We start from the raw sequence: 21,240 nt of genomic DNA, 5'->3' as shown, positions 1-21,240 counted from the left end.
TGGCGCGGTGTTTTTGCAGCAGGCGCCTGCCCCCCGCGGTTCACGCCCCCGGTCGGAGGCCTGAGAAAGCTTCGTATGGTGATCACCAGTTCGAGTAATGCGCGCGTGAAGCTGATACGGGCCTTGCTGCAGGAGCGCAGGTCACGCGAGGAGGCGCAGCAGTGGTGCCTGGAAGGCGTGCGCCTGCTCGAAGAAGCCCTGGACGCCCATCTGCCCCTACAGTTTGTTCTCTACGCACCCGCCCGTCTGACCAATCCACGCGCCGCGGCGCTGCTCACACGGCTGCGTGCCCAACAGGTCGTGTGCGAAGAGACCCACACGCAGGTGCTGGATGCCATCAGCGGCACGACCACCTCGCCGGGCATCATGGCGGTGGCGTCCTGGCCGCAAGTCCGGCCATTTCCGGCCGCCGGCCTGCTGCTGGTGCTGGACGCGCTCAGTGATCCGGGTAACCTGGGCACAATCCTGCGCACGGCCCTGGCCGCGGGCTGTGCCGGCGTGCTGCTGGCGCCTGGCTCGGTGGATATCTACAACCCGAAGGTGGTGCGCGCGGCCATGGGCGCGCATCTGTACCTGCCGGTGCGCAGCGTGGAGACGTGGGCGGATATGGCCGCCGCGGTCACCGGTCGCCAGGTTTGGCTGGCGGATGCACACGGCGACACGCTGTATGATGCCGTGGATTGGCGCCTGCCCACCGCGCTGATCATTGGCAATGAAGGAGCGGGCGCCAGTGCCGACGCACGGCGCCTGGCCGTGGGTACGGTGACGATTCCGATCGCGCAAGCTGAGTCGCTAAACGCTGCCGTGGCCGCGGCCGTTTTTTGCTTCGAGTCCGCCCGCCAACGGCGACAAAGCGATCACAGGCGTCCGCCGCCAGGATGATTAGTTCCCGCCCAGCAGGTTACCCAGGTTGATGTTCGTCCCCCCGCTGCTGCCGCGACCACCCACCTGCGGCATGAACTGCGCGACCTTGCCCGCCAACTTGGACATGGGCATCGTCTGCAGCCTTGTGCGCACTTTGCTTTGCACGCGTTCATGAATACGAATGAATCTGGCGCAAGTTTCGAGGTCAGCGCGCCAGGGAATTAGCGGTTGTTTGACAGCCCATGGACAGCCTTTTCGTGCGAGATGTGGTACAATGATGCTTGTTTGCTGGCGATCTCTCCCAAATCATGTAAAAAGCGTAAGCTGCGCGGCCAAGATGAGGCATCGTTGATCTCGTCTATGGCCCGATCGAAATTCAAGGAGTCTCTATGTTAATTGCACGAGCACTAAGCATGTTTGGCTGGCTGTTGTTGTTGGCTTTCTTCGCGTATGTCATCAACGTGGTCATTGGCCGCAGCCGCGGCACGACGTCAGCCCGTCTCTCCCCGCCGTTGCTGGTCGGATGGCTGGTCATCTCCCTCATTGTGATGACCCTGGGCGCGGGCGTGGTGGTGATTGATGCCGGCGAAGTCGGTGTCGTCTTCAATGCTATCAGCGGCACCCGCAATCTGCCGCAGTATCCGGGCATCAACTTCATTGTGCCCTACGTGGAAACTGTTTATCGTTACAGCACCCTGGAACAGGTCTACACCATGACTAAGGTGGCCAATGAGGGCCAGGTGCAAGGCGACGACTCGTTGTGGTCGCCAACGTCCGAAGGCCTGCAGGTGGGTATTGACTCGTCCACGCGCTTCAAGCTCAACCCGGCGCGGGCCGCGGACATCCACAACAACCTGCGCGACTACGAAAACATCCTGGTACGCCCCACGATTCGCTCGATTGTGCGCTTGATGGTGTCGCAGAACAAGGTGACCGATGTCTACGGCACGAAACGGGCCGCGATTCAGGTTGAGATCGAGAAAATGATTCGCGAGCGCTTCGAAAAAGAGGGCTTGCTCTTGCTGGCCTTCGACATTCGTAATGTCAACTTCACCGATGACTACGCCACGTCCATCGAGCAGAAGCAGATCGCGCAGCAGCAGGCCGAGCAAATGCAGTTCACCCTGCAGCGTGAACAGCAGGAGGCTGAACGCAAACGGATCGAGGCCGAAGGCGTCAAGACATCTGCCATTTTGCGCGCACAGGGCGAAGCAGAGGCGCTGCGCCTGGTCAACGAGCAGATCGGCACGAACGACAACCTGCTGGTTTATCGCTACATCGAAAAGCTGGCGCCCAACATCACGGTGATGCTTCTGCCGTCAGGCAGCCCCTTCCTGGTCAACCTGGATCAACTGAAGGGCGGGGCGGCCAACCCTCCGCAGTAAAGCGAAAATTGGCGCCGCCGCCGGCGCGATTTCAATCGCTCCGCGACGGCACGCAGCCTGAGCAGTTACAAAGCAAGGAAGTTTCACGAAAACACAAAGCCGGGCGAATGACCCGGCTTTGTGTTTTAGCGCCCCCGGCAGGACTCGAACCTGCGACACACGGTTTAGGAAACCGACGCTCTATCCCCTGAGCTACGAGGGCAGACGATTCGTGGGGTCTCGATGACCCGCGCCCAGGCAAGTTTAGCATGAAAGCTGCTTTTGGGCAAAGCGCCTGCGCCAGGCCAGAACGAAGCAGGCCGCACCGAGCGCCATGAAAAGCAGATCGGCCGCCAACGCGGCCCGTTGACCGAACCAAAGCCAGGTTTCATCCGCGCGTAGAAGTTGTAACCCGGCGTCTGCCAGGGCGCCCAGGAACAGGACGGCGCCCGCCAGCGCGCCCGGCGCGCCCGGCGCGCCCTGTCGTTGATTAAACCACCACGCGCCCGCCAGCAACGCGAGGCTGATGATGACCCCCAGACCTTGCACCGGCACGCGGGGCAACAAGACGCCATAAATGTCAGGCCAATCGAACACGGCCAGCCCCGGCCAGCGCACAATGTCCACCGGACGCCCAAAGGCACAGCCGGCGCACCAGCAACTGAGCCAGGCGGCAGTTTGGAGCCAAAGCAGAGGAGGCGTGTAGCGATCGGCAATGGCCCATCCGCCTGGCCGGCGCTGCGCCCGCCAGGCCAGCAAGCCCAAGCCGCCGGCCAACGCGCCGTGGGCCGAGAGGCCGCCCTCCCAGGGGCGCAGGGCTTGCAGGGGATGCTCGCCGAAGTACGGCCACTGCGCCAGCACAAAAACCACCCGCCCACAGGCCAGCCCGATCAGGAACAGCGGGAGGGCATCATCCACGGCGCGACGCAGGGCTGCCGGCCAGCCAGGCGCCAGGCGCAAAAAACGGTCATGAAGGGTGCGATTGCCGGGTACGTGGTGATGATGAGAATGAGGCCGCTCAGCGGCCAGGCGCTGGCGTTCGATATCGGCCCAAGCCAGCCAGGCCAGCGCCGCGCATAAGCCGCCAGTCATCGCCAAGCTGTACCAGGCGATGTGCAAAGGCCCGATGACAAGTAAGGGCGGCAACGCCCGCTATTCCGTCAAGTCGCGCAGGCGTCGCACCTCAAGCTGAAATCTTTCCTGGAGACGCGTCAGCTTTTCTGAGGTGGTTGACTCAGCTGTGATCATGATGTGGGGATAGTCGGGGTCCGGTCGGATCAGCACCCACTCACGCTCGCCATAAGTTAGCTTGATACCTTCCTGGATCTCGCCGGTATGGTGAATCTCGGTCAGGCGGCGCATGACGCTGCCCTTGATTTCCCACGGACAGGCCACGCGGCTGCTCTCCATGTAGATTTCCGGCAGACCGTTCACCAGGTCCGACAGCGGCTCCTGCTGTGTAGCCAGGAATTCGAGCAGTTTGGCCGTGGCCATCAAGCCGTCAGTGACCGGCTGAAACTCGGGAAAGATGAAGTTGCCGGCGCCATCTGTCGCCAGGATCACGTCTGGCTCTTGCGCGGCGATCATCAGGGCATGCAGGTCAGCACGCGTGCGCACCACTTTGCCCCCGTAACGATCGGCCAGGCACTCGAAGGCGTGCGAGGCGTCAATCGGCACGACGATGGTGCCAGCGCCTTTGCTCTGCAAGGCCAGGGTTGCCATCAGCATGGCGGCCGTCGTGTCCGCCAGCATGTGGCCGTGGTTGTCAACCAGGAAGATTTTTTCGCCGGCCACATCCAACTGCAGCCCCAGGTTGGTGTTGAGCGCGCCGGCAATGATGGCAAGCTGGCGCAGGTTGGCCTCGAAGTCCTCTTGCTGCACGGCGATCTTCAGCGCATCCACACGGGCGTTGAGCGGAACCACATCCACATTGAGGTTGGCCAGCAGAGGAGGTAAGACATCGGAGTTTGGCGAATGGGCATAGTCAATCACGATCTTGAAGCGCGCACTGCGGATGGCTTCCACGTTCAGCGCCTTCATGAAGCCGGTCGCGTAGCGTTCGATGACCAGGCCAGGGTATTCGATCGTGCCAATGTCGTCCATGTACGCGCGGCGAAAGTCCTCGCGGAAGAAGGTGCGTTCGATGTTACGTTCGCGCTCTTTGCTAAGATTCAGCCCGTCGGCATCCATGAACCGAATATCCACCACGCGCTGGTCGTGTGGCGACAAGCGTACATGCACGCCGCCCAGGGCCTCGGTCACGCGGGTGAAGTAGCGCGACCGGCACCGGCACGTTGCCCAGGTCCCACACGTTGACGCCTGATGAGGGCACGCCTGAAATGATGGCGCGTTTCAACATGCGCGGGCTGCGGTGCGGGTCGCGGTTGATGGTGACGTAAGCGCCTTTGGGCAGCGTGGCGCCGAAGGCTGATCCCAGCCGGGCGCAAAAATCAGGGGTCAGGTCCACGTTGACGACACCGGTCACGCCGAAGCGACCGAAGAGCACGCGACGACCCTGGCTGCCCCAGATGATGGAGGATTTGACAGTGGCGCCTGCTTCCACCTCTTTGCTCGGCCATAGTTTCACATTGCTATGGATGACCGCGCCCTGGCCGATGACGCAACCATCGCCAATGACGCTGCCTTCGTAGAGCACGCTCTTGGCTTTCATGGTGGATTGCCGGCAGACGATGGTGCCTCGCAGCTCAGCGCCTTCGCCGATGTAGCAGTTGCGCCAGACCAGGCTGCGATCTACCTGGGCGCGGTTGTCTACGATGGTGTAATCGCGAATGAAGGTGGGGCCGTGAACGACAGCGCCGCCCTTGATCTTGACCTCATTGCCCAGGTAGATGGGGCCGATGAGTTGGGCGTCAGGGGCAATCTCAACGTTTTCTCCGGTCCACACATCGCCCCCGCGATTCTGACCCAACGGGCCAAGCCGTACGCGGCCGGAAAGGACATCGGCGGCAGCACGCCGGTATTTGGTGAGATTGCCGATATCACACCAGTAGCCTTCGGCGACATATCCGTAGAGGGGCGCACCCTTTTCGAGCAGCCGCGGGAAGATGTCTTTGCTCCAGTCCGCGTTGTGCCCTGGTTCGATCACGTCGAGGATGGCCGGATCGAAAATATAGATGCCGGTATTGACCGTGTCAGACATGACCTCGCCCCAGCTCGGTTTCTCATGCAGACGGGTGACGCGGCCTTCGTCATCGGTCACAATGACGCCATACTCCAATGGATTCGGGACACGGTAGAGCACCATCGTCGCCAACGCCTGACGCTGGCGGTGCCACTGCACGATACGTGGCAGATCGAAGTCGGTCAACGCGTCGCCGCTAATGACCAGGATGGGGTCGGTGCCATCCAAATAGGCACTGGCGTTGCGCACACTGCCGGCCGTACCGAGGGGCGCCTCTTCGATGGCATATTGAAGTTTCACGCCGTAGGTCTGACCATTGCCAAAGTAGTCTTGAATGTAGTCGGCCATGTACTGCAACGTCACCACGATGTCGGTGAAGCCGTGACGTTTGAGCAATTCCAGGATGTGTTGCATGACCGGCTTATTGACTATCGGCACCATCGGTTTTGGGCGTCCGATCGTCAAGGGCCGCAGACGGGAGCCTTCTCCTCCCGCCATGACAACGGCTTTCATAAAAGCATTACCTCCGGTTTAACCGATCTGACCAGTACATCGCTGCGCGACCGCTGAGCAAGCCGCTTACATACATCATGGCACAGAGACAGACTCGTGCGCTGGATGGCGGACGAACGCCGCTCTGTCCGTCATAAAGGACTTGGTTGACGTTGTCTAGCAGGTGGGTTACAATAGGGTTGCCATACAGCTTTTCTGCATCACTTGCCATGTCATTGACGATCACTGAGAGGATTTTTCATGCCTGAATCAGACCTGCGCCATTTCGATCTGACCACGCTGCGTCTTCTATTGCAACAGCAGCAAGAAAATCTAGCCTTCCAGGTACACACGGCTATCCTTTTTGGCGGCGAAGAGTTCGCCAGCCTTGAACTACGCAATCAGTTGCGCTCCATTCGCAGGCACATCACCGAACTGGAATCAGAGATCGCCCGGCGGGATGCAGATCCGGCGCCGTTCCCGGCGCCCGCCAGCCCAGCGCCGGCCTTGTTGAACTCGACGCAACTGCGTCGCTTGTTGGAAGGCGCCTTTACGGCAGATGAATTCGAGATTTTCTGCTACGACCATTATCGTGCGGTCTTCAGCCAGTTTGTCCCTGCCATGAGCCAGACGCAGCGTATTCAACGCCTGATCCAACACGTGGAAGGCAAGCCGGCGCTGCTGCAGGACCTTCTCGACCAGGTGCGTGACGCCAACCTGCCGGGGTTTGAGGCCATCATGGCGCCGTAGCCAACAAGCCTGCCCGCGGGGGCGACCGCAAGGGTGCGCCCCTACTCAATCTTACAGATTGAAGCGCACGTGCAAAATATCCCCATCTTTGACGATGTAATCCCGACCTTCCAGGCGGAATTTGCCCACCCGGCGCGCCTCCGGAATGGAACCGGTGGTAATCAAGTCCTGGTAGGACACCACCTCAGCCCGGATGAAACCCTTGGCCAGGTCTGAGTGAATGACCCCGGCCGCTTCGACGGCAGGCGCGCCCCGCCTGACGGTCCAGGCCCGGACTTCATCTTCGCCCACGGTGAAGAACGACTGCACGCCCAGCAGGTCGTAGCCCGCGCGGATGACACGATCCAACCCCGGCTCGCTCAGTCCGAATTCCTCCAGGAACATGGCCGCGTCCGCGGTATCCATCTGCGCCAATTCCATCTCTAACTTGCCACGCAGTTGCAGCAAGATCTCCCTGCCCAGGAGCGCGCCCAGTTGCTGCTCGGCTTCGTTGGCATCGGCATCGTCATTGACGTTGAGCACGATGACCATCGGCTTCAAGCTGAGCAGGCTGTAGCTGCGCAGCAGTCTCTCTTCCTCCGCGGTCAGATCAATACTGCGCAGCGGTTTCTGCGCTTCCAGGTGTGCGATCAGGCGCTGCATGAGCGGAAGCTCCAGGGGTTGTTCGCTGCGTGTGCGTTCTTTTTGCAGGCGCTCCAGGCGTTTCTCGATCACCGCCATGTCCGACAAAATAAGCTCGGTTTCCATCGCCTCGTAGTCACGCCGCGGGTTGACGCTGCCATTGGGGTGCGGCACCGCCAGGTTGGTGAAGGCACGCACCACGTGCAGCAGGGCGTCGTTGGCGCCCAATTCATTGAGCAGCCGACCGCCCAATGAGCTGCCCTTGCTGCTGCCGCCTTCGATGCCGGCCACATCTTTGAACTGCACCTGTGCATAGACCGTCTTGCGTGGTTTGTACATGGCGCTCAGTTTATCAACACGCAAGTCAGGGACGTTGACGGCGCCCATGTTGACACTGAAGGTGCCAGCATGGTAGGTGCCTGTTTCGGCCTGTCCATGCGTCAACGCGTTGAAAATGGTGGTCTTGCCACTACTCGGTAAACCAATGATGCCGATATTCATCGTGTAGAAATCTCGTCGTGTTCGTAGGTTGAGTGTGCGCTCGCGCACTGATTGGGTCAGAGTTTAACACAACTTGCACATTCGCCCAAAGATACAGCAACGGAGTGGGAGGGCTTTGACAGGCTCCCCGATACCAGTATACTTGGGCCATGCATAGCACTCAACACAACGGGAGCGTATCGTTTGACACTGGCGATTGAGACGCATGATCTGAGCAAACGTTATCCCCCAACCAACGGCGTGCGGCGCTGGCTGCGCCAGCACACCGATTCGACACCGGAAGCGGTGAGCCATATCACGCTGAGCGTCCAGGCGGGCGAGTTGTTTGGCCTGCTCGGCCCCAACGGCGCCGGTAAGACCACCCTGGTGAAGCTGCTCTGTACGCTGATTCTGCCCACCGCTGGCAGCGCCCGCGTGGGCGATTTCGACCTGGTGACGCAGTCTGACCACGTGCGCGACCAGATAGGCATGTCCACCGGCGATGAACGTAGCTTTTACTGGCGCCTGAGCGGCCGCCAGAATCTGGAGTTCTTTGCCGCACTGTGCAATCTGCCCAAGCAGCACATTGCGCCACGGGTCAATGAAGTGCTGAGCCAGTTGGGGCTGAGCGCGGTGGGCGATGCGGGTTTTCAGACCTATTCCAGCGGCATGCGCCAGCGCCTGAGCATTGCACGGGCGATTCTGCACCGCCCGCGTATCCTTTTCCTGGATGAACCCACCCGCAGCCTCGATCCAAACTCCACGCGCCAACTGCACAGCCTGATCCAGGATGAACTGCTGGCCCGCGAGGGCATGACCATCTTTCTCACCACACACCGCCTGGACGAAGCGGCCAAGCTGTGTGCGCGGGTGGGGATCATGCACAAGGGACGCCTGCAAGCCGTGGGCACCCTGGCCGACCTGCGCCAGGCGCTGCAAGCACGCCATCGCTATCACTTGACGGTGGAGGGCCTGACACCGGCGCAGGTAGATCGGCTTTGCCAGCAGATTCCAACGTTGCACCAGGAAGCGGCCGCCAACGGCGCCGTGCATCTCGTGCTCACCGTCGCCGACGATCATTTGCTGTCCGATGCCATCACCGGCATTGTCACCGCCAGCGGTTGTATCCAGACCGTGCGGCACGAAGAGGTCTCTCTCGAAGAGCTTTTCGTCACGCTGACACAGGAACAAAGCCATGAATAACTGGACTGTGCGTCTGCCATCCCCCCTTGTTCAGCGTTTGGGCAAAGCCGGCTGGTTCTTGCGCCGCGACTTCATCATCGAACTGAGTTACAAACTGTCATTCCTGCTGCAATTGGTCGGTATCTTTCTCAACGTCTTCATGTTTTATTTTCTGGCCCGCCTGGTGGACGGCGAACGCCAGCCCTCCCTGGACGCGTACAACGGCGATTATTTCGCCTTTGTGCTGATCGGCGTGGCGTTCAGCCTCTATTTCACGATTGCCATCTCCGGTTTCGCCAAAAATTTGCGCGATGCGCAGATCACCGGCACCCTGGAGGCGATGCTGCTCACCCCCACGGACCTGCCGACGATCATCATTTCATCTTGTTTGTGGGACTATCTCTTCACCACCTTGCGCGTGTTCATCTATCTTCTCTTGGGCACGCTCGTGTTTGGCGCCGATTTGGGCAACGCCAACTACCTGGGCGCGCTCGTGGTGCTGGTATTGACCATCGTGGCCTTCAGTGGCTTGGGTATCATGGCCGCCAGTTTCATCATGGTGACGAAGCGGGGAGACCCGGTGACAACCATTGTCGGTGGGGTGGGGCTGCTGCTGGGCGGCGTCTACTATCCGGTCGAACTGCTGCCGTCATGGCTGCAATTTTTTGCCGCGCTGATCCCGGTCACCTATGCGCTGCGCGCGATGCGCAACGCGCTGCTCACTGATGCGTCCTGGTCGGTCCTGCTGCCCGACATCGGCGCCCTGATCGTCTTCTGCCTGATCCTGGTTCCGTTCAGTCTATTCACCTTCAAACAGGCGGTGCGCTGGGCCAAGATTGACGGCAGCCTGGCGCACTATTAATCCGCAGCAGTTCCAAATGTAGCACACATTCAACCACAAAGAGCACAGAGAACACAAAGAAACGGCAGATCAGACGCAAATCGGCAACCTCTCTGCGTTCTTTGTGATCTCTGTGGTTAAAAACCAGGCTACATTTGGAACTGCTGATTAATCCGGCGACTGTAAGTCGCGGCTACGATTGCGAAGTCCACCTGCGTGGACTGGACTCCAAAATTGAAATGTCTCCGGCAGCAGGTGTCCGCTTCACGGGGACGCGGTCTCTGCGGCCGGCTTGACGAGGCGCAGGGCCGGATCTCCAAGCAGGTTGAAGGTCTCCATCACGTCGCGATAGGCCCTGCCGTTGTCCGGCATGGACTGTTTGGCCCGCATCATGGCTTCACCCACGGTGGCGCCCTCTACGGTCAGCAGCTCGCGGTAGAAGGCATCTGCCAGGGGTTCTTGCTGGGAGGTTACTGACTCGCTGGTGGGCACCAGGGCCGCGACGATGCCTTTGTCGGCCGCACGCAGCAGCACTTCGCCTAACGAGTCGGCCGTAGGATGATGGAAAAACCCGGTCAGGCAGGTCATGGTGACGAGCAGCGGCAGGCGCCCGCCGTTGCTGCTCATCTTCGCCAGGTCCGCGCTCTGCAGCGCCTTTTCCGCGCCCCACACATCCAGGCTGCCATGCCCCACGTAGTTGACCATGCTGACGCCTTCGTCGAAGGTCTTCAGTACGTCGGCGTTGGCGTTGGGCGTCTGTCCGATGTACACCTTGTCAATCGTATAGGTCTTGGACAGATAGTCGGTCGCCAGCGTGTCCGACATCTGCGTGAACGCGGCGTCATCATCGTCGGCGACCAGCATCACGCGGCGACGCCATTCACCGCTGGGCGGTGCGGTTTCGTAGGCCAGGGTCTTCTTCACCATCGCCCGCAACTGCTCCACGTTCTGCGCGGGCAAACGGCCAATCGCCATGCTGGGGCGGTAATCAGTCTCGCCCCCAAAGCTGACGAACCAGTTGTCGCTGGCGGTCTCGCCCACATAGGTGGTATCGAGCAGGAACGTGGGCAGATGGTTCTTGAACTTGCCCTTGAGCCGGTCGCGATAGTCGTAGCTGGCATCGCCCACCAGAAGGACGAAGCGCGGGGCCGGCGCCGGCCAGTTGTCGAAGGCATGACTCAGGAAATCACGGATCCCGAACGGGCTGGGCCGCCCGTTGCTGAAGCTGTCGAAGACATCGTCGCGGTTGACAACCAGCACGCGCAGGCCAGTGGCCTGCCGTTGTTCAGCCAGGGGTTGGATCGCGGCGGCAAACTCGGCCGGTGTGATGATGATGTAGTCGGCGCCGTCCGTTGCCTGGCGCAGATCGGTACCTTGCCAGGGGACGATGGCCGCGGGCGTCAGCGCCTGCGCAGGCGCCAGGGCCAGGTAGCGCCGGCCGGTCGCGTCGTCATCATGAAAGCGCAGCGCAAAACCGTCCTCATTCGGCGCGGTGGTGAACCCTGTCAGCAGCGTGGGCGTCAGCGGTTCGCTGACATCCCACAGCAGCAGGCGGTCCGTGCTGAAACCGGTCAGCTTGAAGTCTGCCTGCTCGGCCTCCGCCTGCCAGGTCACTCGATCAGCTTGCACCTTCAAGCTGCGCAGATAGCTGATTTCAACCCAGTCGAGGACAGAGCTGTCTACCACCGCGCCGGTGTCGCCCGGCACCGCGATGGTGACGGTATTGGCGCCTTCACGCAGCAGGCCGGAGGGGATGGTCGTGCTGATGACGTGGCGACCGGCGCCGTCCCAGGCCTCATCCGCGACCTGTTGCTCGTTGACGAGCAGGCGCATGTGGTGGTCGGGGTTGGTGGGTGTCTGCGTGCTGGCCCACAGCGCCACGCGCAGCGTACTGGAGATGTCAACGAGTTGGGCGAGGTTGATGGTGACGGTGGTGGTGAGCGGTGCGCGCAGTTGTTGCCACTGCCAATGCTCGCCGGCCGGCGGACCTTTGGGCACGTAAATCAAATCCTCTTCGGCGCGCACCGTGGCAATCGTCGCGGTGACGGGCGTCGCGGCCATTGCTTGCACCTCGCGTGAGGTCAGCTGCGGCCCGCTGGGCCGTTCAGACTCAGCCGGCAGCACGCGCAGCCAGTAGACCTCATAAGCCGCATAGTCATCCGCCAGCGTTTGCCCGTAGAAATAGAGCGCCTTGTCGCTCCCCTCGTCCAGCATGGTGAATGGCGCCGGCGTGCCGTTGCGGGTGAGAGACAGGCGATCGGCTGCAAACTCCTCGGTGGTCAGGCCGGGGAGTTGGGCGCGGGTCAGGCGGTAAGCGCCGTCCTGTGCAACCTGGATCTTATAGACGCCGGTGCTCACCGCTGGCGGTGACGGCTGGTTGCAGGCCGCAAGGAGAAGCGCAGCCGTCAGCGCCAGCATCAGGCTGAGCGAGTATCTTCTGAACGGTGTGTGAACTGTCATGACGATGGATCGTTCTTGCCGCCGGGCTGGCGACGCCAGAGGACAAAGCCGACGACGGCCAGAAGGCCCGCCCCCACGATGGCGCCGCCGCCCAGGCAAAGCAGCAGGCCGGTGGCGGCCGTGTTGCGCGCCACGCCCGCGGAGGCTGGCGTGACGGTCGCGTCGGGACGCACGCGGGACGGCAGGCGCGTGGCGGCGCCAACTGGCGGGGTTAGGGCTGCATCATCCGTAGGGCCTGGCGTCGGCGGTGTACTGGTCAGAGTGACCGTGGCGGAAACCGCGTCGGTGGGGCTTATGTCCAGGGTTGGCGTGGCGGTGGCGCCATCAGCCGGCAGCGGAGCCGTGGGGGTTGCGGTGCCTTGCACAGGCGGCGTCAGGGTGACGGCTGCGGTTGCTGTAGCCGGCGTCGTCGCGGTGGCATTGGCGACCGGTGTGTTGGTCGCGCCCGGCACGAGAGTCGGCGTGTTCGTAGGCGGCACGATCGGGGTGTTGGTGGGCGGGGTCGTCGGTGTATTGGTCGCCGCGGGGGACGTTGGCGTATTCGTCGCCCCGACACTGGTCGGCGTGTTGGTCACCGCCTGGGTCGGGATGGGTGTCGCGGTCACACTGGCCGTGGGTGTGGGCGTGAGCGTAAACTCCGAAGTGGGCGTCACCGTCGGCGTGGGTGTGTTCGTTGCATCCGCCGGCACGGTGGGGGTGGCCGTCGGTGTACCCTGGAAATAGGTCGGATTAGTACCGGCCGGGTAGACGGTGGGTTGGCCGTTGGCGTTGTATTCATAAAGCCAATAGTAGTACGCGTGGCCGGCTGTCAGGCCCGGCTTGTCATCGGTGCAGGTATAGGTTGCGCCGCTAATGCCGCTGCCCTGTGGGGACTGCGTGCAGACGGTGACGAACGGTTCGACGGGTTGGGGGGACGTGCCGCGGTACAGAATGAAGTTGTAGACATCGAGTTCGGTCTCTGTGACCCAACGCACGAAGATGGTGTTGCCCTGCGTTTCGGCAGTGAAGGAGGACAGGGTCACGCTGGTTGGCTCGGCTGCGGCGGCTGAGCCTGTGCCAGTGGCGATGACGACCAAGAGCAGCATGAGCAACAGCCAGAAAACCGTTGGCGTGCGTTGGTTTGTTCCGGACCAGAGAAGGCGATAATTCATAACGGTAGATTAGACCTCGACAAAGATGTTTACGACCTTCGTGCTAATAAATGCACGACAATCCGCCCTGGGGCGGCCAGGAAGCGGCGCAGCCACGCGCCAAAGGGGGTCGTGCGGGTGCCAAGCAGGCGCTGACGCAGCATTCCCGCGCGGGCAAGAAGGCCAATCTCCAGATGCGACAAATGCCCGACCATCCGATTGAACAGGGGCCAATAGCCGGTGGTCAGGCTCACCTGGTGTCCATTGGGCTTATACACCGCAATGACGCGGCCGACGAGTTGGCTGGCGTCCCACGGATGATCGCGCAGCGGTGAGCGGTCGCCCCGTGTCTGCAGTCGCCAGGTTTCCACATCTGGAGCCGGCGCGGCCAGCAGCCGGTGTGTGTAGAACTGACCGCTCTCGTCGAACAGGAGAATGTCGCCCACATGCAGGTCGGCCGGCCTGGCCGCCTGCAATTCTACCTCATCTCCGATCTCGATCAGGGGCGCCATACAGGCGCCTACCACCTCGAAGCGCAGTTGACCATCATGCGCGAGATGATCGCGCAGCAGATCGAGCGCCAGGGCACGGGTGCGTGTGGAATCTGACATCATACGTGATTCGCCGTTCGCTTTCCGGGTTACTTTCGTGCCCAGGGCAAGAAGACCCGTTTTTGCCAATCTACCGTTAAGTCGTACGCGAAGGGGCCGGGCGTGCCCTGGCTGCTCACGCGCACGTAATAGCGCCCGTCGGCCGGAGCTGTCCACTGCAGGCCGGACCACAGTACGCCGGCCGTGAAGTCATTGTTCTGCCCCAGTTGGCTGCCATTGGCCGCGAAAAGGGAGAGCACGGTGTCACCATTGCCGGTCAACGAGCCGGTGTGCAGGAAGAAGCGCTGGTTGGCCTGGGCATCGAACCAGGCCCAGTCTGCATCGGCGTTGGCGTGCAGGGTGTGACGCATGGGCAAGCCGATGCCGGGAATGGCATGGGCGGTTGCCAGCGTGTCATCGGCTTCATAGCGATCGGCCAGGAGCACATCCAGGCTGAGGCGAGCGCTGTTGTTGCTGATGTCTGGCTCGATCCAGCGATTGCGCAAGGTAGCCGTGGTGATGATGGGCGCCTGGGCAGCGGTCAGCGCCGGGTTGACCTGCGCCTGCACGGTGATGATGCCGGTCGCGCCAATCGGGATGGAAGCGATGTTCCAGGCATAGGTGGCGCCACTCAGCGGCGTGATGGTTGGCCCGCTGGAGGTGTAGCTGGCGTTCACGAGGCCGGGAGGCAGTGGGAAGTTGAGGGTGGCGTCGGCGGCGACGGCGCTGCCGTTGTTGGCATAGCGAATTCGGTAAGTGACGGTGCTGCCCAAACCAACGACACCGCCCGGCGTGCTGTTCAGGTTGACGGCCAGTTCTTGCGGCGAGGCTGGCGTGACAAAGCGCACGGCCGGGTCGCCAAACATCATGAAGGTTTGCACCAGGTCGGGGAAGGCGCCGCGGGCGGCCAGACTCAAGCGGCCGGCGGTGACGGCGCCGCCAAAGAAATCAACACCATCGCCATTGATGGCCTTGTAGAATCCTTTGTGCAGCACGTCATGGCCGGTGGCAACGCCCAGGCCGGTCGGCGCCCAATGGGCCACGGTGCCGCCGTTGGCGTATGCCAGCATGGTCTCGGCCAGGCTCGGGCGGTTGGGCCAGTCGAAGTAGCCATCCAGGCAGTCCATGGAGACGGCAATCGTGGGCCGATCGAGGTTATTGAGCAGGGGAATATCGCCGGTGGTCCAGACGTTTTCGGCCCATTTGTCAATGGTGGCATGGCCGACGTAGTTGGTGAAGAGGGCGCCGTTATTGATGGCCGCGGCCACGGCGTCGCGGGCCTGGTTGGTAGTTGGATAGCGCCAGGCGTCGGGTGGCCGGTTGGGGTTGGGGTCGTAGTAGACGCGGTCAATCGTGTACCAGTCGGGGATGGTTTCGGCGATGACGCCCTGGATGACCTCTTCGAAGTTACCGGCCGGGTCAGGCACGCCGGTGGCGCTCAAGTAGTTGTCGGCCACGAACAGCGTGTGCTGGCGCCAGTCGGCCGGCCGCGTGATGCGTTCGTATTCGATCGTCTTGTTCACCATCGCGCTGGCGGCGGCCGCTGTCTGCGCCGGCATACGTCCGATGTAGAGGTCCGGCAGGATGTCGCTGCCGCTCACCGTGGCGAATTCATTGTCAACGGCTACTTCGCCGGTGTAGGGGTCAATGACCAGGTTGAACGTAGGCAGATAGGTTGGCTCCCACGGTCCGTAGTAGGTGGGGTTGTAGCCCATGGGATTGAAGTTGGCGTCACCAACGAGAAGCACGAAGCTGGGCGCTGGCCCGGCCCACTGATGATAGGCATAGTCAATGAAATTCTTGATGGCCTGGGGGTCAAGGACGCCTGCATTGAACTGATCGTACAGCCAGGCCACGTCAATCACTTCGACGATCATGCCCTGGCCGGTGCGGAACTGCGCCAGTGGCTGCACCGCCTGCATGAAATCGGCGTGGGTGATGAGCAAGTAGTCGGCGCGCTGACTCGTGGCGTGCAGATCGAGCGCAGGGGCCGTGTAGCGCTGGATGGCAGCCGGTGTGCGCAATGCGTTGTCACCCACGGCGTACAGACGGGTGCTGGGGCCGGCGTTGTCCTGGAGGGTCAGCTGTCCGCCGTTCATCTGGCTGTTGAGCAGGCGCACCGGGCTGTTGGGATTGCTCACGTCGAAGGCGCGGGCCAGGGTCGTGAAGCCGTCCAGGCTGAAACGCCAGGTGTTGGCGGCGTCGGCGCTAAAATAGAGCTCGCCATTCTGCGCGGCATACAGGCGGTCGTAGGTAATCTCGACCCAGTCCAGGTAGTAGATGTCGTAGGCGTAGGGCGTTCCCATGTCGAAGACGGCGCGCAGCGAGAGCGTGTTGGTCCCGGCGAGCAGGCTGCCGGTGGCTGTCCCGGCCAACTCGATGGGATCGCGGCCGTTCCACTGGTGTTCATCCACCGGCGTTGAGGTGTCGTTGAAATAGGCGCGCACGTGATGATCGGGAAATTGCGGATAATCGGTATTCGACGCCATGGCCACGCGCACGCCAACCGGCTGGCTCTGCACCGCCACGCCAGGCAGGACGAGAGGCAGGGTGGCCGTCACTTGGGTGGCGTTAGGATTATCATACAGGGTGTATTTCTGCCACCACCAGGTCTTGTTGTTCTGCAGGTGCTGCGTCCAGCGCCACACCTGCTCTTCCTGGTGAGACGTGGTGCGGAAACTGGTCGGTATGGGGGCATTGCCAGGGGTGACATCGCGCGTCCCCATGCGCGGACCGGCCGGGCCATCCACATCCAGCCAATAGACATTGGTTTTGGTGTAATAGCTGTTCCAGCCCTGACCGTAGAACTCGATCGTGTCATTGGGGTCGAAACGGCCGTCCGTTTCGCCGGCCACGACAATGGCAATTGCGGCGCCTTGATTGCTCATGGCAAACTGCTGCGGGTTGACGCTGTTCGGATCGAGGCCGGCAGCCACCAGGTCGGCGTAGGTGACGCGATAGAGGCCGTCGGCGTTGACGCTCAGCCGGAATTCGCCCGTAGCCGGCGGCACGACGCCGGGGCGCGCTGCGGCCGGCGGGCGTTCGCGCCAGGCGGTTGCGCTGTCGTAGTTGAGCACGGCGCTGCGCAGCATAGATTCGACATACGGTGATTCGGCCGCGGCCGGCGCCTGGGCTGCGACCGCGCCGTCAGGATAGCTGAAATGCAGTATCACCTGTAGATGCTTGTGGTAGGTCACGGCGCCGGTGGTCAGGTTCGTCTGGAATGGATAGAGTTGCACCGGCACGACGCGCTGATCGCGCACGAAGGCGACCTCACCGACATGCACGAGCTGCGCGGGAAAGAGATCAACGCCGCTGGCTGTGGTGCGGCTGCGTTCGTAAACGGGAACAGGTTTGGAAGGCATTCCGCTGGCATCGGCTGCAGCCTGGGCAGCCGGATCCATCGTAGAAACTACCTGGCGCGGGGTTGGCAGCAGGTTGAGGCGCTGCGGCAGGAGTTGGCCGTCGCTGGAAATAACCTCTGCCGTGACCTGGGCGCCCGGTGGAATGGCAAGCAGAGCGCCCTGCATGGGAAGTTGGGGTTGACCAGGTTCCTGGCTGCTGGCATACCCGGCCACCTGGATGGCGTCGAAGGCGCCCTGCGCGGTTTCGACGCGGGTCACCTGGTAGTCCGGTGTGTCCAGGGCCAACACCAGGCCAGTATCGTCTGCGCTGAGGACGCGCACAGACGTTGGCGCATGATCGGCTGTGTCAGCGCTGCGTCGAATCGTTGCAGACAGGGCGGATGTTTGCGGGGCTGCGCTGCTGAGGGTGGGCAAGAGCAGCGAAGTGATCAGAACAACAAGCGAGAATAATTTCATGGTTGGATGCCTCCAAAGGGCAATGCTGGCGGCGTCCTCCCCAAGTCCTCCCCAGAACTTACGCCGCAACTATATCACAGTCTCAAAGGCTTGTCAATCAATTGGTACACGGATCAACACGGATAATAAAAAACGATCGGTGTGAATCGGTGTCGAGCTGTGTCCAAAGTGATGAGTACGTGGCAATACAGAGGACACAGAGTTATTTTTTCTCTGTGTCCTCTGTAGTCCGCCGGTGGTTCTCACGCCCCCGTCGCGGCGGTTACTGGCTCCAACCGTAGTCGGTGGCGGTGGCGATGATGTCGGCGATCGAGATCGAGCCGTCGTTGGTCACGTCGTAGCGACCGACGTAGCCAGTTTGGCCGCTGCTGGTGTTCCAGTGGGCAGACACCTTCTGGATATCCACGATGTTGACGCGGTTGTCGCAGTTGATGTCGGTGGTGCGGCACAGGGGCACGAGAGACATGGCCGGATCGCCAATCAAGCCGAAGGTGTAGAGCAGATCCTGGAAGTAGTTCGGGACATTAGTGTGCAAATTGATCTTGGCCGCCATGACCACCGGGCCGGTCTGAAGCACATGGTTGTTCACAATGGCGTTGTAGAAGCCGCGATGCAGATAGTCATGCCCGGTGGCGATGCCCAGGCCCGACGGTGCGAAGTGTGCAACCGTCCCACCGTTGTTGTGGGTCAGGAATTTCTCCGCCATGCTGGGACGGTTGGGATAGTCGAAGTAGCCATCCAGGCAGTCCAGCGAGATCAGGAACGGCAGCTTGGCGCCGTTATACAGGGTAGGGGTGTCGTTGTTGTGCCACTGTTGATCGGTCACTGTCGAGCCCCAGTAGTCGAGAAACGCGTGACCAACGTAATTGGCGAGCGCAACGCCCTGGCTCCATTTGGTGCGGATGGCCCCGCGCGCCAGATCCACTGTGTTGTAGTAGGGATCAGGCGGATTGACCATGCCCGGGTTGTAGTAAACCTTGCGCAAGTCCCAACCGGGCGAAGTCAGGTACGTGGCGATGATGGCTTCGCTCACCGCTTCGAAGTTGCCCGCGTCATCTGTGTTGTCGGCAACGAAGAGGATGTCATTCTGCCAGGCGCCGCGTGTGGGGTTCTGCTCGTAGGCGATAATCTTGTTGACCACGGTGGTCAAGTCGGTTGTGGACATGACCGGCAGGCGACCGAGATAGATGTCGGGCAGGGGGTCATTGCCGCTGATGGCAGCAAAGTAGGAATCGGCGGCCGATTCGCCCTGGTAGGGATCAATCATCAGGTCAATGGTGGGGACGTAAACGGGTTGCTGGGGGCCGTAGTAGGCGGTGTTGTGGCCGTGCGGGTTGAAGTTGGAGCCGCCGACGAGCAAGGCATAGGCCGGCGCCGGCGCGGCCCATGAATGGTAGGCATAATCGAAAAACGTGCGGATGGCTTCGGCGTCCACGATGCCAGCGTTGAACTGGTCGTACACGGCGTTGATGTCAGCAACAACGACGTCGTACCCCTGCGATTGGCGATGCGTGATCAACGGCTGCAGGGTACTGGCGAAATTGGGATGGGTGATGAAGATGTAGTCGGCCTGGCGCGTCGTATCGCGCAGGTTGGTTGAGTAAGCGATGTAGAGCGACATGGCCGCCGGCGTGCGCACCGCGCTGGCGCCCACGGCCAGGAAGCGCTGGTCAGGCGTGGTGGTGTCCTGAAGCGAGAAGGTGCCAGGCCCGGCCGCGCCATTGGTCATCCGCACCGGTGTTTGCGGATTGGTAATGTCGAAAACCCGGACGCCTGGGTTGGTCAAACCGGTCAGCACGAAGCGCCAGGTGCCAGGCGTTTCCTGGCTGAACTCCAACTCCTGGTTGACGGCCGCGTAGTGGCGATAGTAGGTGACATCTACCCACTTGAAGTAGGTCCAGTCAACCTGGGCGTTGGCGGGCCGTCCCACATCTGACACGATGGTTTCCAGACGCAACGTATTGTTCCCGCTGACCAGGTTCGCCTGATCCAGGTTGCCCGCCAGGTCAATCAGGGTACGGCCGTCCCAGAAGCTATTGATGACCGGCGTGACGCTGCCGTTGATGTAGACCTTGTTGTGATGGTCCGGGTTGTATTCCGGCCAGGAGTAGCGACCGCCAATGCGCACAGAAACGGTGGCGCTCAGCGGCACGGTGGCTACCTCGGGCAGATTGAAGGTGTAGTCGCGGTAGGCGCCGGGATAGCCGAGCTGGAATTGATCCCACCACCAGGCCTGCCAGGGCACCATGTGCTGTGACCAGCGCCAGTTTTCCTGTTTGGTGCGCAGGGTCGTCTTGAAGTAGGAGGGCGCCGGCGCCCCGTCGGGCGGCGCGGAACGGCTGGTCATCGCCAGGCCGGGGGCTTCATTGTTGACGCGCAGCCAGTAGATGTTGTCGAGGGTGTAGTAGGTCAGATCAGGCTCCTGCCCGTAGAAGTAGATGGCGTCGCCCGGATCGAGGCGGCCGTTGCTGTTCGAATCGGTGATGTCGCGGGCTACTTCGCCGCGCTTGTTCGAGATGGTGAAGAAGATCGTCGGCCACTGACTGATGTCATCATGGCCCAGGTTGATCAGGTCATCGTAGGTGACGCGATTGAGGCCGTTCTCGCGCACGACCATGCGCACATCGCCGGTGGCCGGTACGAAGTCAGGCAGAGTGACCGGTGCGGAGGCGGTGCGCCAGGCGCGCGCGGTATCATAATTCAAGACCGTAGCAGCCAGGGTTGACTCGAAGTAGGGGTCGGGGCGGGCTGCCGGGGCCGGTTGGCCGCCGGCAAAGTGGATGACGACATGAGCCTGGGTCAACCAGGCGATTTCGCCGCGCGCTGGGTTGTAGCGCACGGGGTAGAATTCGACCGTGAGCATGTCCTGGTCGCGCAGGCGGGCTGGTTCACCCAAACGCACGGGCGCGGCCGGCTGCCAGGCATCCTCGGCGTAAGCGACCGGGTCGCGGGCGACCAGCGGGACGACCGCCGCGCCCTCTTCCACACGGGTTTGGTCGGCAAAGTCAAAGCGTGGAGCCGGCAGCAGGGGCTGGGAGACGGACTGGGTCTGCCACACGGCAGCGCTCAGGGTGAGTGTGGCCGTGGCGCCAGGCGGCAAGGCCACCATGCGCGCGGTCAGCGGAAGTTGCGGGTACCCCGGCTGGCCGGTGGCGCCAAACTCGTCGCCCATGGAAATATCAGTGTAGGTCGTGCTGCCTTGCTGCACGATGGTCAAAATTGGCTGGTCGAAGTGAAGATCGAGCACGAGGTCGGCTTCGGTAGATTCAGTGACCGCAATGCCGGGGGCGATGGATGGCACCTGTGGTGCCGCGGGCCGGGCAGGGGCTGCCAGGCTGACCGGTGCGGCCAGTTGAAGACAGAACAAAACGAGAAAGAAACGACGCGTGAACTTCCAGGACATCGAACACCTCCGGTTTGAGGGGCCTGATTGCGCTTGTTGCAATAACATGCGCTAATCTATGCGCAAGTAGCGTTCTTGTCAAGTAGCGCCACACGCAATC

At 61.9% G+C, this 21,240-nt stretch carries 12 protein-coding genes, 1 tRNA gene and 1 pseudogene; 5 read left to right on the top strand and 9 right to left on the bottom strand.

All coding sequences use genetic code 11. From position 1 onward, the window contains the following. Positions 1–75 precede the first annotated feature (75 nt). Complete coding sequence (locus IPM84_11585) at positions 76–882, top strand: RNA methyltransferase (protein ID MBK9093398.1); 807 nt, start codon at positions 76–78, stop codon at positions 880–882. A 371-nt stretch (positions 883–1,253) separates the two neighbouring features. After that, positions 1,254–2,249 carry a prohibitin family protein gene (locus tag IPM84_11580; GenBank protein MBK9093397.1) on the top strand — a complete coding sequence of 332 codons (996 nt, stop codon included), beginning with the start codon at positions 1,254–1,256 and terminating at the stop codon, positions 2,247–2,249. Positions 2,250–2,378: 129 nt separating this feature from the next. On the opposite strand, the gene IPM84_11575 is transcribed toward IPM84_11580, so the two are convergent. The 3 genes and pseudogenes from IPM84_11575 to IPM84_11565 form a co-directional block, all read right to left on the bottom strand. Next, positions 2,379–2,451: transfer RNA gene (locus tag IPM84_11575), tRNA-Arg, on the bottom strand. 41 nt (positions 2,452–2,492) lie between these two features. Then, the gene (locus IPM84_11570) at positions 2,493–3,374 is read right to left on the bottom strand and encodes a prolipoprotein diacylglyceryl transferase (protein MBK9093396.1); all 882 of its coding nucleotides are present in this window, start codon (positions 3,372–3,374) and stop codon (positions 2,493–2,495) included. 6 nt (positions 3,375–3,380) lie between these two features. Next, a pseudogene (locus IPM84_11565) lies at positions 3,381–5,883 on the bottom strand (NTP transferase domain-containing protein). Positions 5,884–6,123: 240 nt separating this feature from the next. On the opposite strand from IPM84_11565, the gene IPM84_11560 reads away from it, so the two are divergent. Further along, a complete protein-coding gene (locus IPM84_11560) occupies positions 6,124–6,612 on the top strand; it encodes a hypothetical protein (GenBank protein MBK9093395.1) in 489 nt (162 codons plus the stop codon). A 51-nt stretch (positions 6,613–6,663) separates the two neighbouring features. On the opposite strand, the gene ychF is transcribed toward IPM84_11560, so the two are convergent. Beyond that, a complete protein-coding gene (gene ychF, locus IPM84_11555) occupies positions 6,664–7,734 on the bottom strand; it encodes a redox-regulated ATPase YchF (protein ID MBK9093394.1) in 1,071 nt (356 codons plus the stop codon). A 183-nt stretch (positions 7,735–7,917) separates the two neighbouring features. Between ychF and IPM84_11550 the strand changes: the two genes are divergently transcribed. Both IPM84_11550 and IPM84_11545 read left to right on the top strand, forming a co-directional pair. Beyond that, positions 7,918–8,916: an ABC transporter ATP-binding protein gene (locus IPM84_11550; protein ID MBK9093393.1), complete on the top strand. Its 999-nt coding sequence runs from the start codon at positions 7,918–7,920 to the stop codon at positions 8,914–8,916. Next, complete coding sequence (locus IPM84_11545) at positions 8,909–9,757, top strand: ABC transporter permease (GenBank protein ID MBK9093392.1); 849 nt, start codon at positions 8,909–8,911, stop codon at positions 9,755–9,757. The genes IPM84_11550 and IPM84_11545 overlap by 8 nt, the downstream gene beginning before the upstream one ends. A gap of 243 nt (positions 9,758–10,000) precedes the next feature. On the opposite strand, the gene IPM84_11540 is transcribed toward IPM84_11545, so the two are convergent. The 5 genes from IPM84_11540 to IPM84_11520 all read right to left on the bottom strand — a co-directional run bounded on the left by IPM84_11540 (position 10,001) and on the right by IPM84_11520 (position 21,140). Then, on the bottom strand, positions 10,001–12,196 hold the full coding sequence (locus IPM84_11540) for a hypothetical protein (protein ID MBK9093391.1): 2,196 nt from the start codon (positions 12,194–12,196) through the stop codon (positions 10,001–10,003). Next, complete coding sequence (locus tag IPM84_11535; protein MBK9093390.1) at positions 12,193–13,347, bottom strand: hypothetical protein; 1,155 nt, start codon at positions 13,345–13,347, stop codon at positions 12,193–12,195. The genes IPM84_11540 and IPM84_11535 overlap by 4 nt, the downstream gene beginning before the upstream one ends. Positions 13,348–13,376: 29 nt before the next feature. Further along, on the bottom strand, positions 13,377–13,940 hold the full coding sequence (locus IPM84_11530; protein ID MBK9093389.1) for a hypothetical protein: 564 nt from the start codon (positions 13,938–13,940) through the stop codon (positions 13,377–13,379). A 26-nt stretch (positions 13,941–13,966) separates the two neighbouring features. Continuing rightward, positions 13,967–17,737: a hypothetical protein gene (locus IPM84_11525; protein MBK9093388.1), complete on the bottom strand. Its 3,771-nt coding sequence runs from the start codon at positions 17,735–17,737 to the stop codon at positions 13,967–13,969. Between the two features lie 262 nt (positions 17,738–17,999). Beyond that, complete coding sequence (locus IPM84_11520; GenBank protein ID MBK9093387.1) at positions 18,000–21,140, bottom strand: hypothetical protein; 3,141 nt, start codon at positions 21,138–21,140, stop codon at positions 18,000–18,002. Between the last annotated feature and the right edge of the window lie 100 nt (positions 21,141–21,240).

The organism is Candidatus Amarolinea dominans, from assembly GCA_016719785.1.
In the GTDB taxonomy this organism is placed as follows: domain Bacteria; phylum Chloroflexota; class Anaerolineae; order SSC4; family Amarolineaceae; genus Amarolinea; species Amarolinea dominans.
The sequence above is the reverse complement of the archived record's forward strand: the minus strand, read 5'-3'. Positions and strand labels throughout refer to the sequence as shown.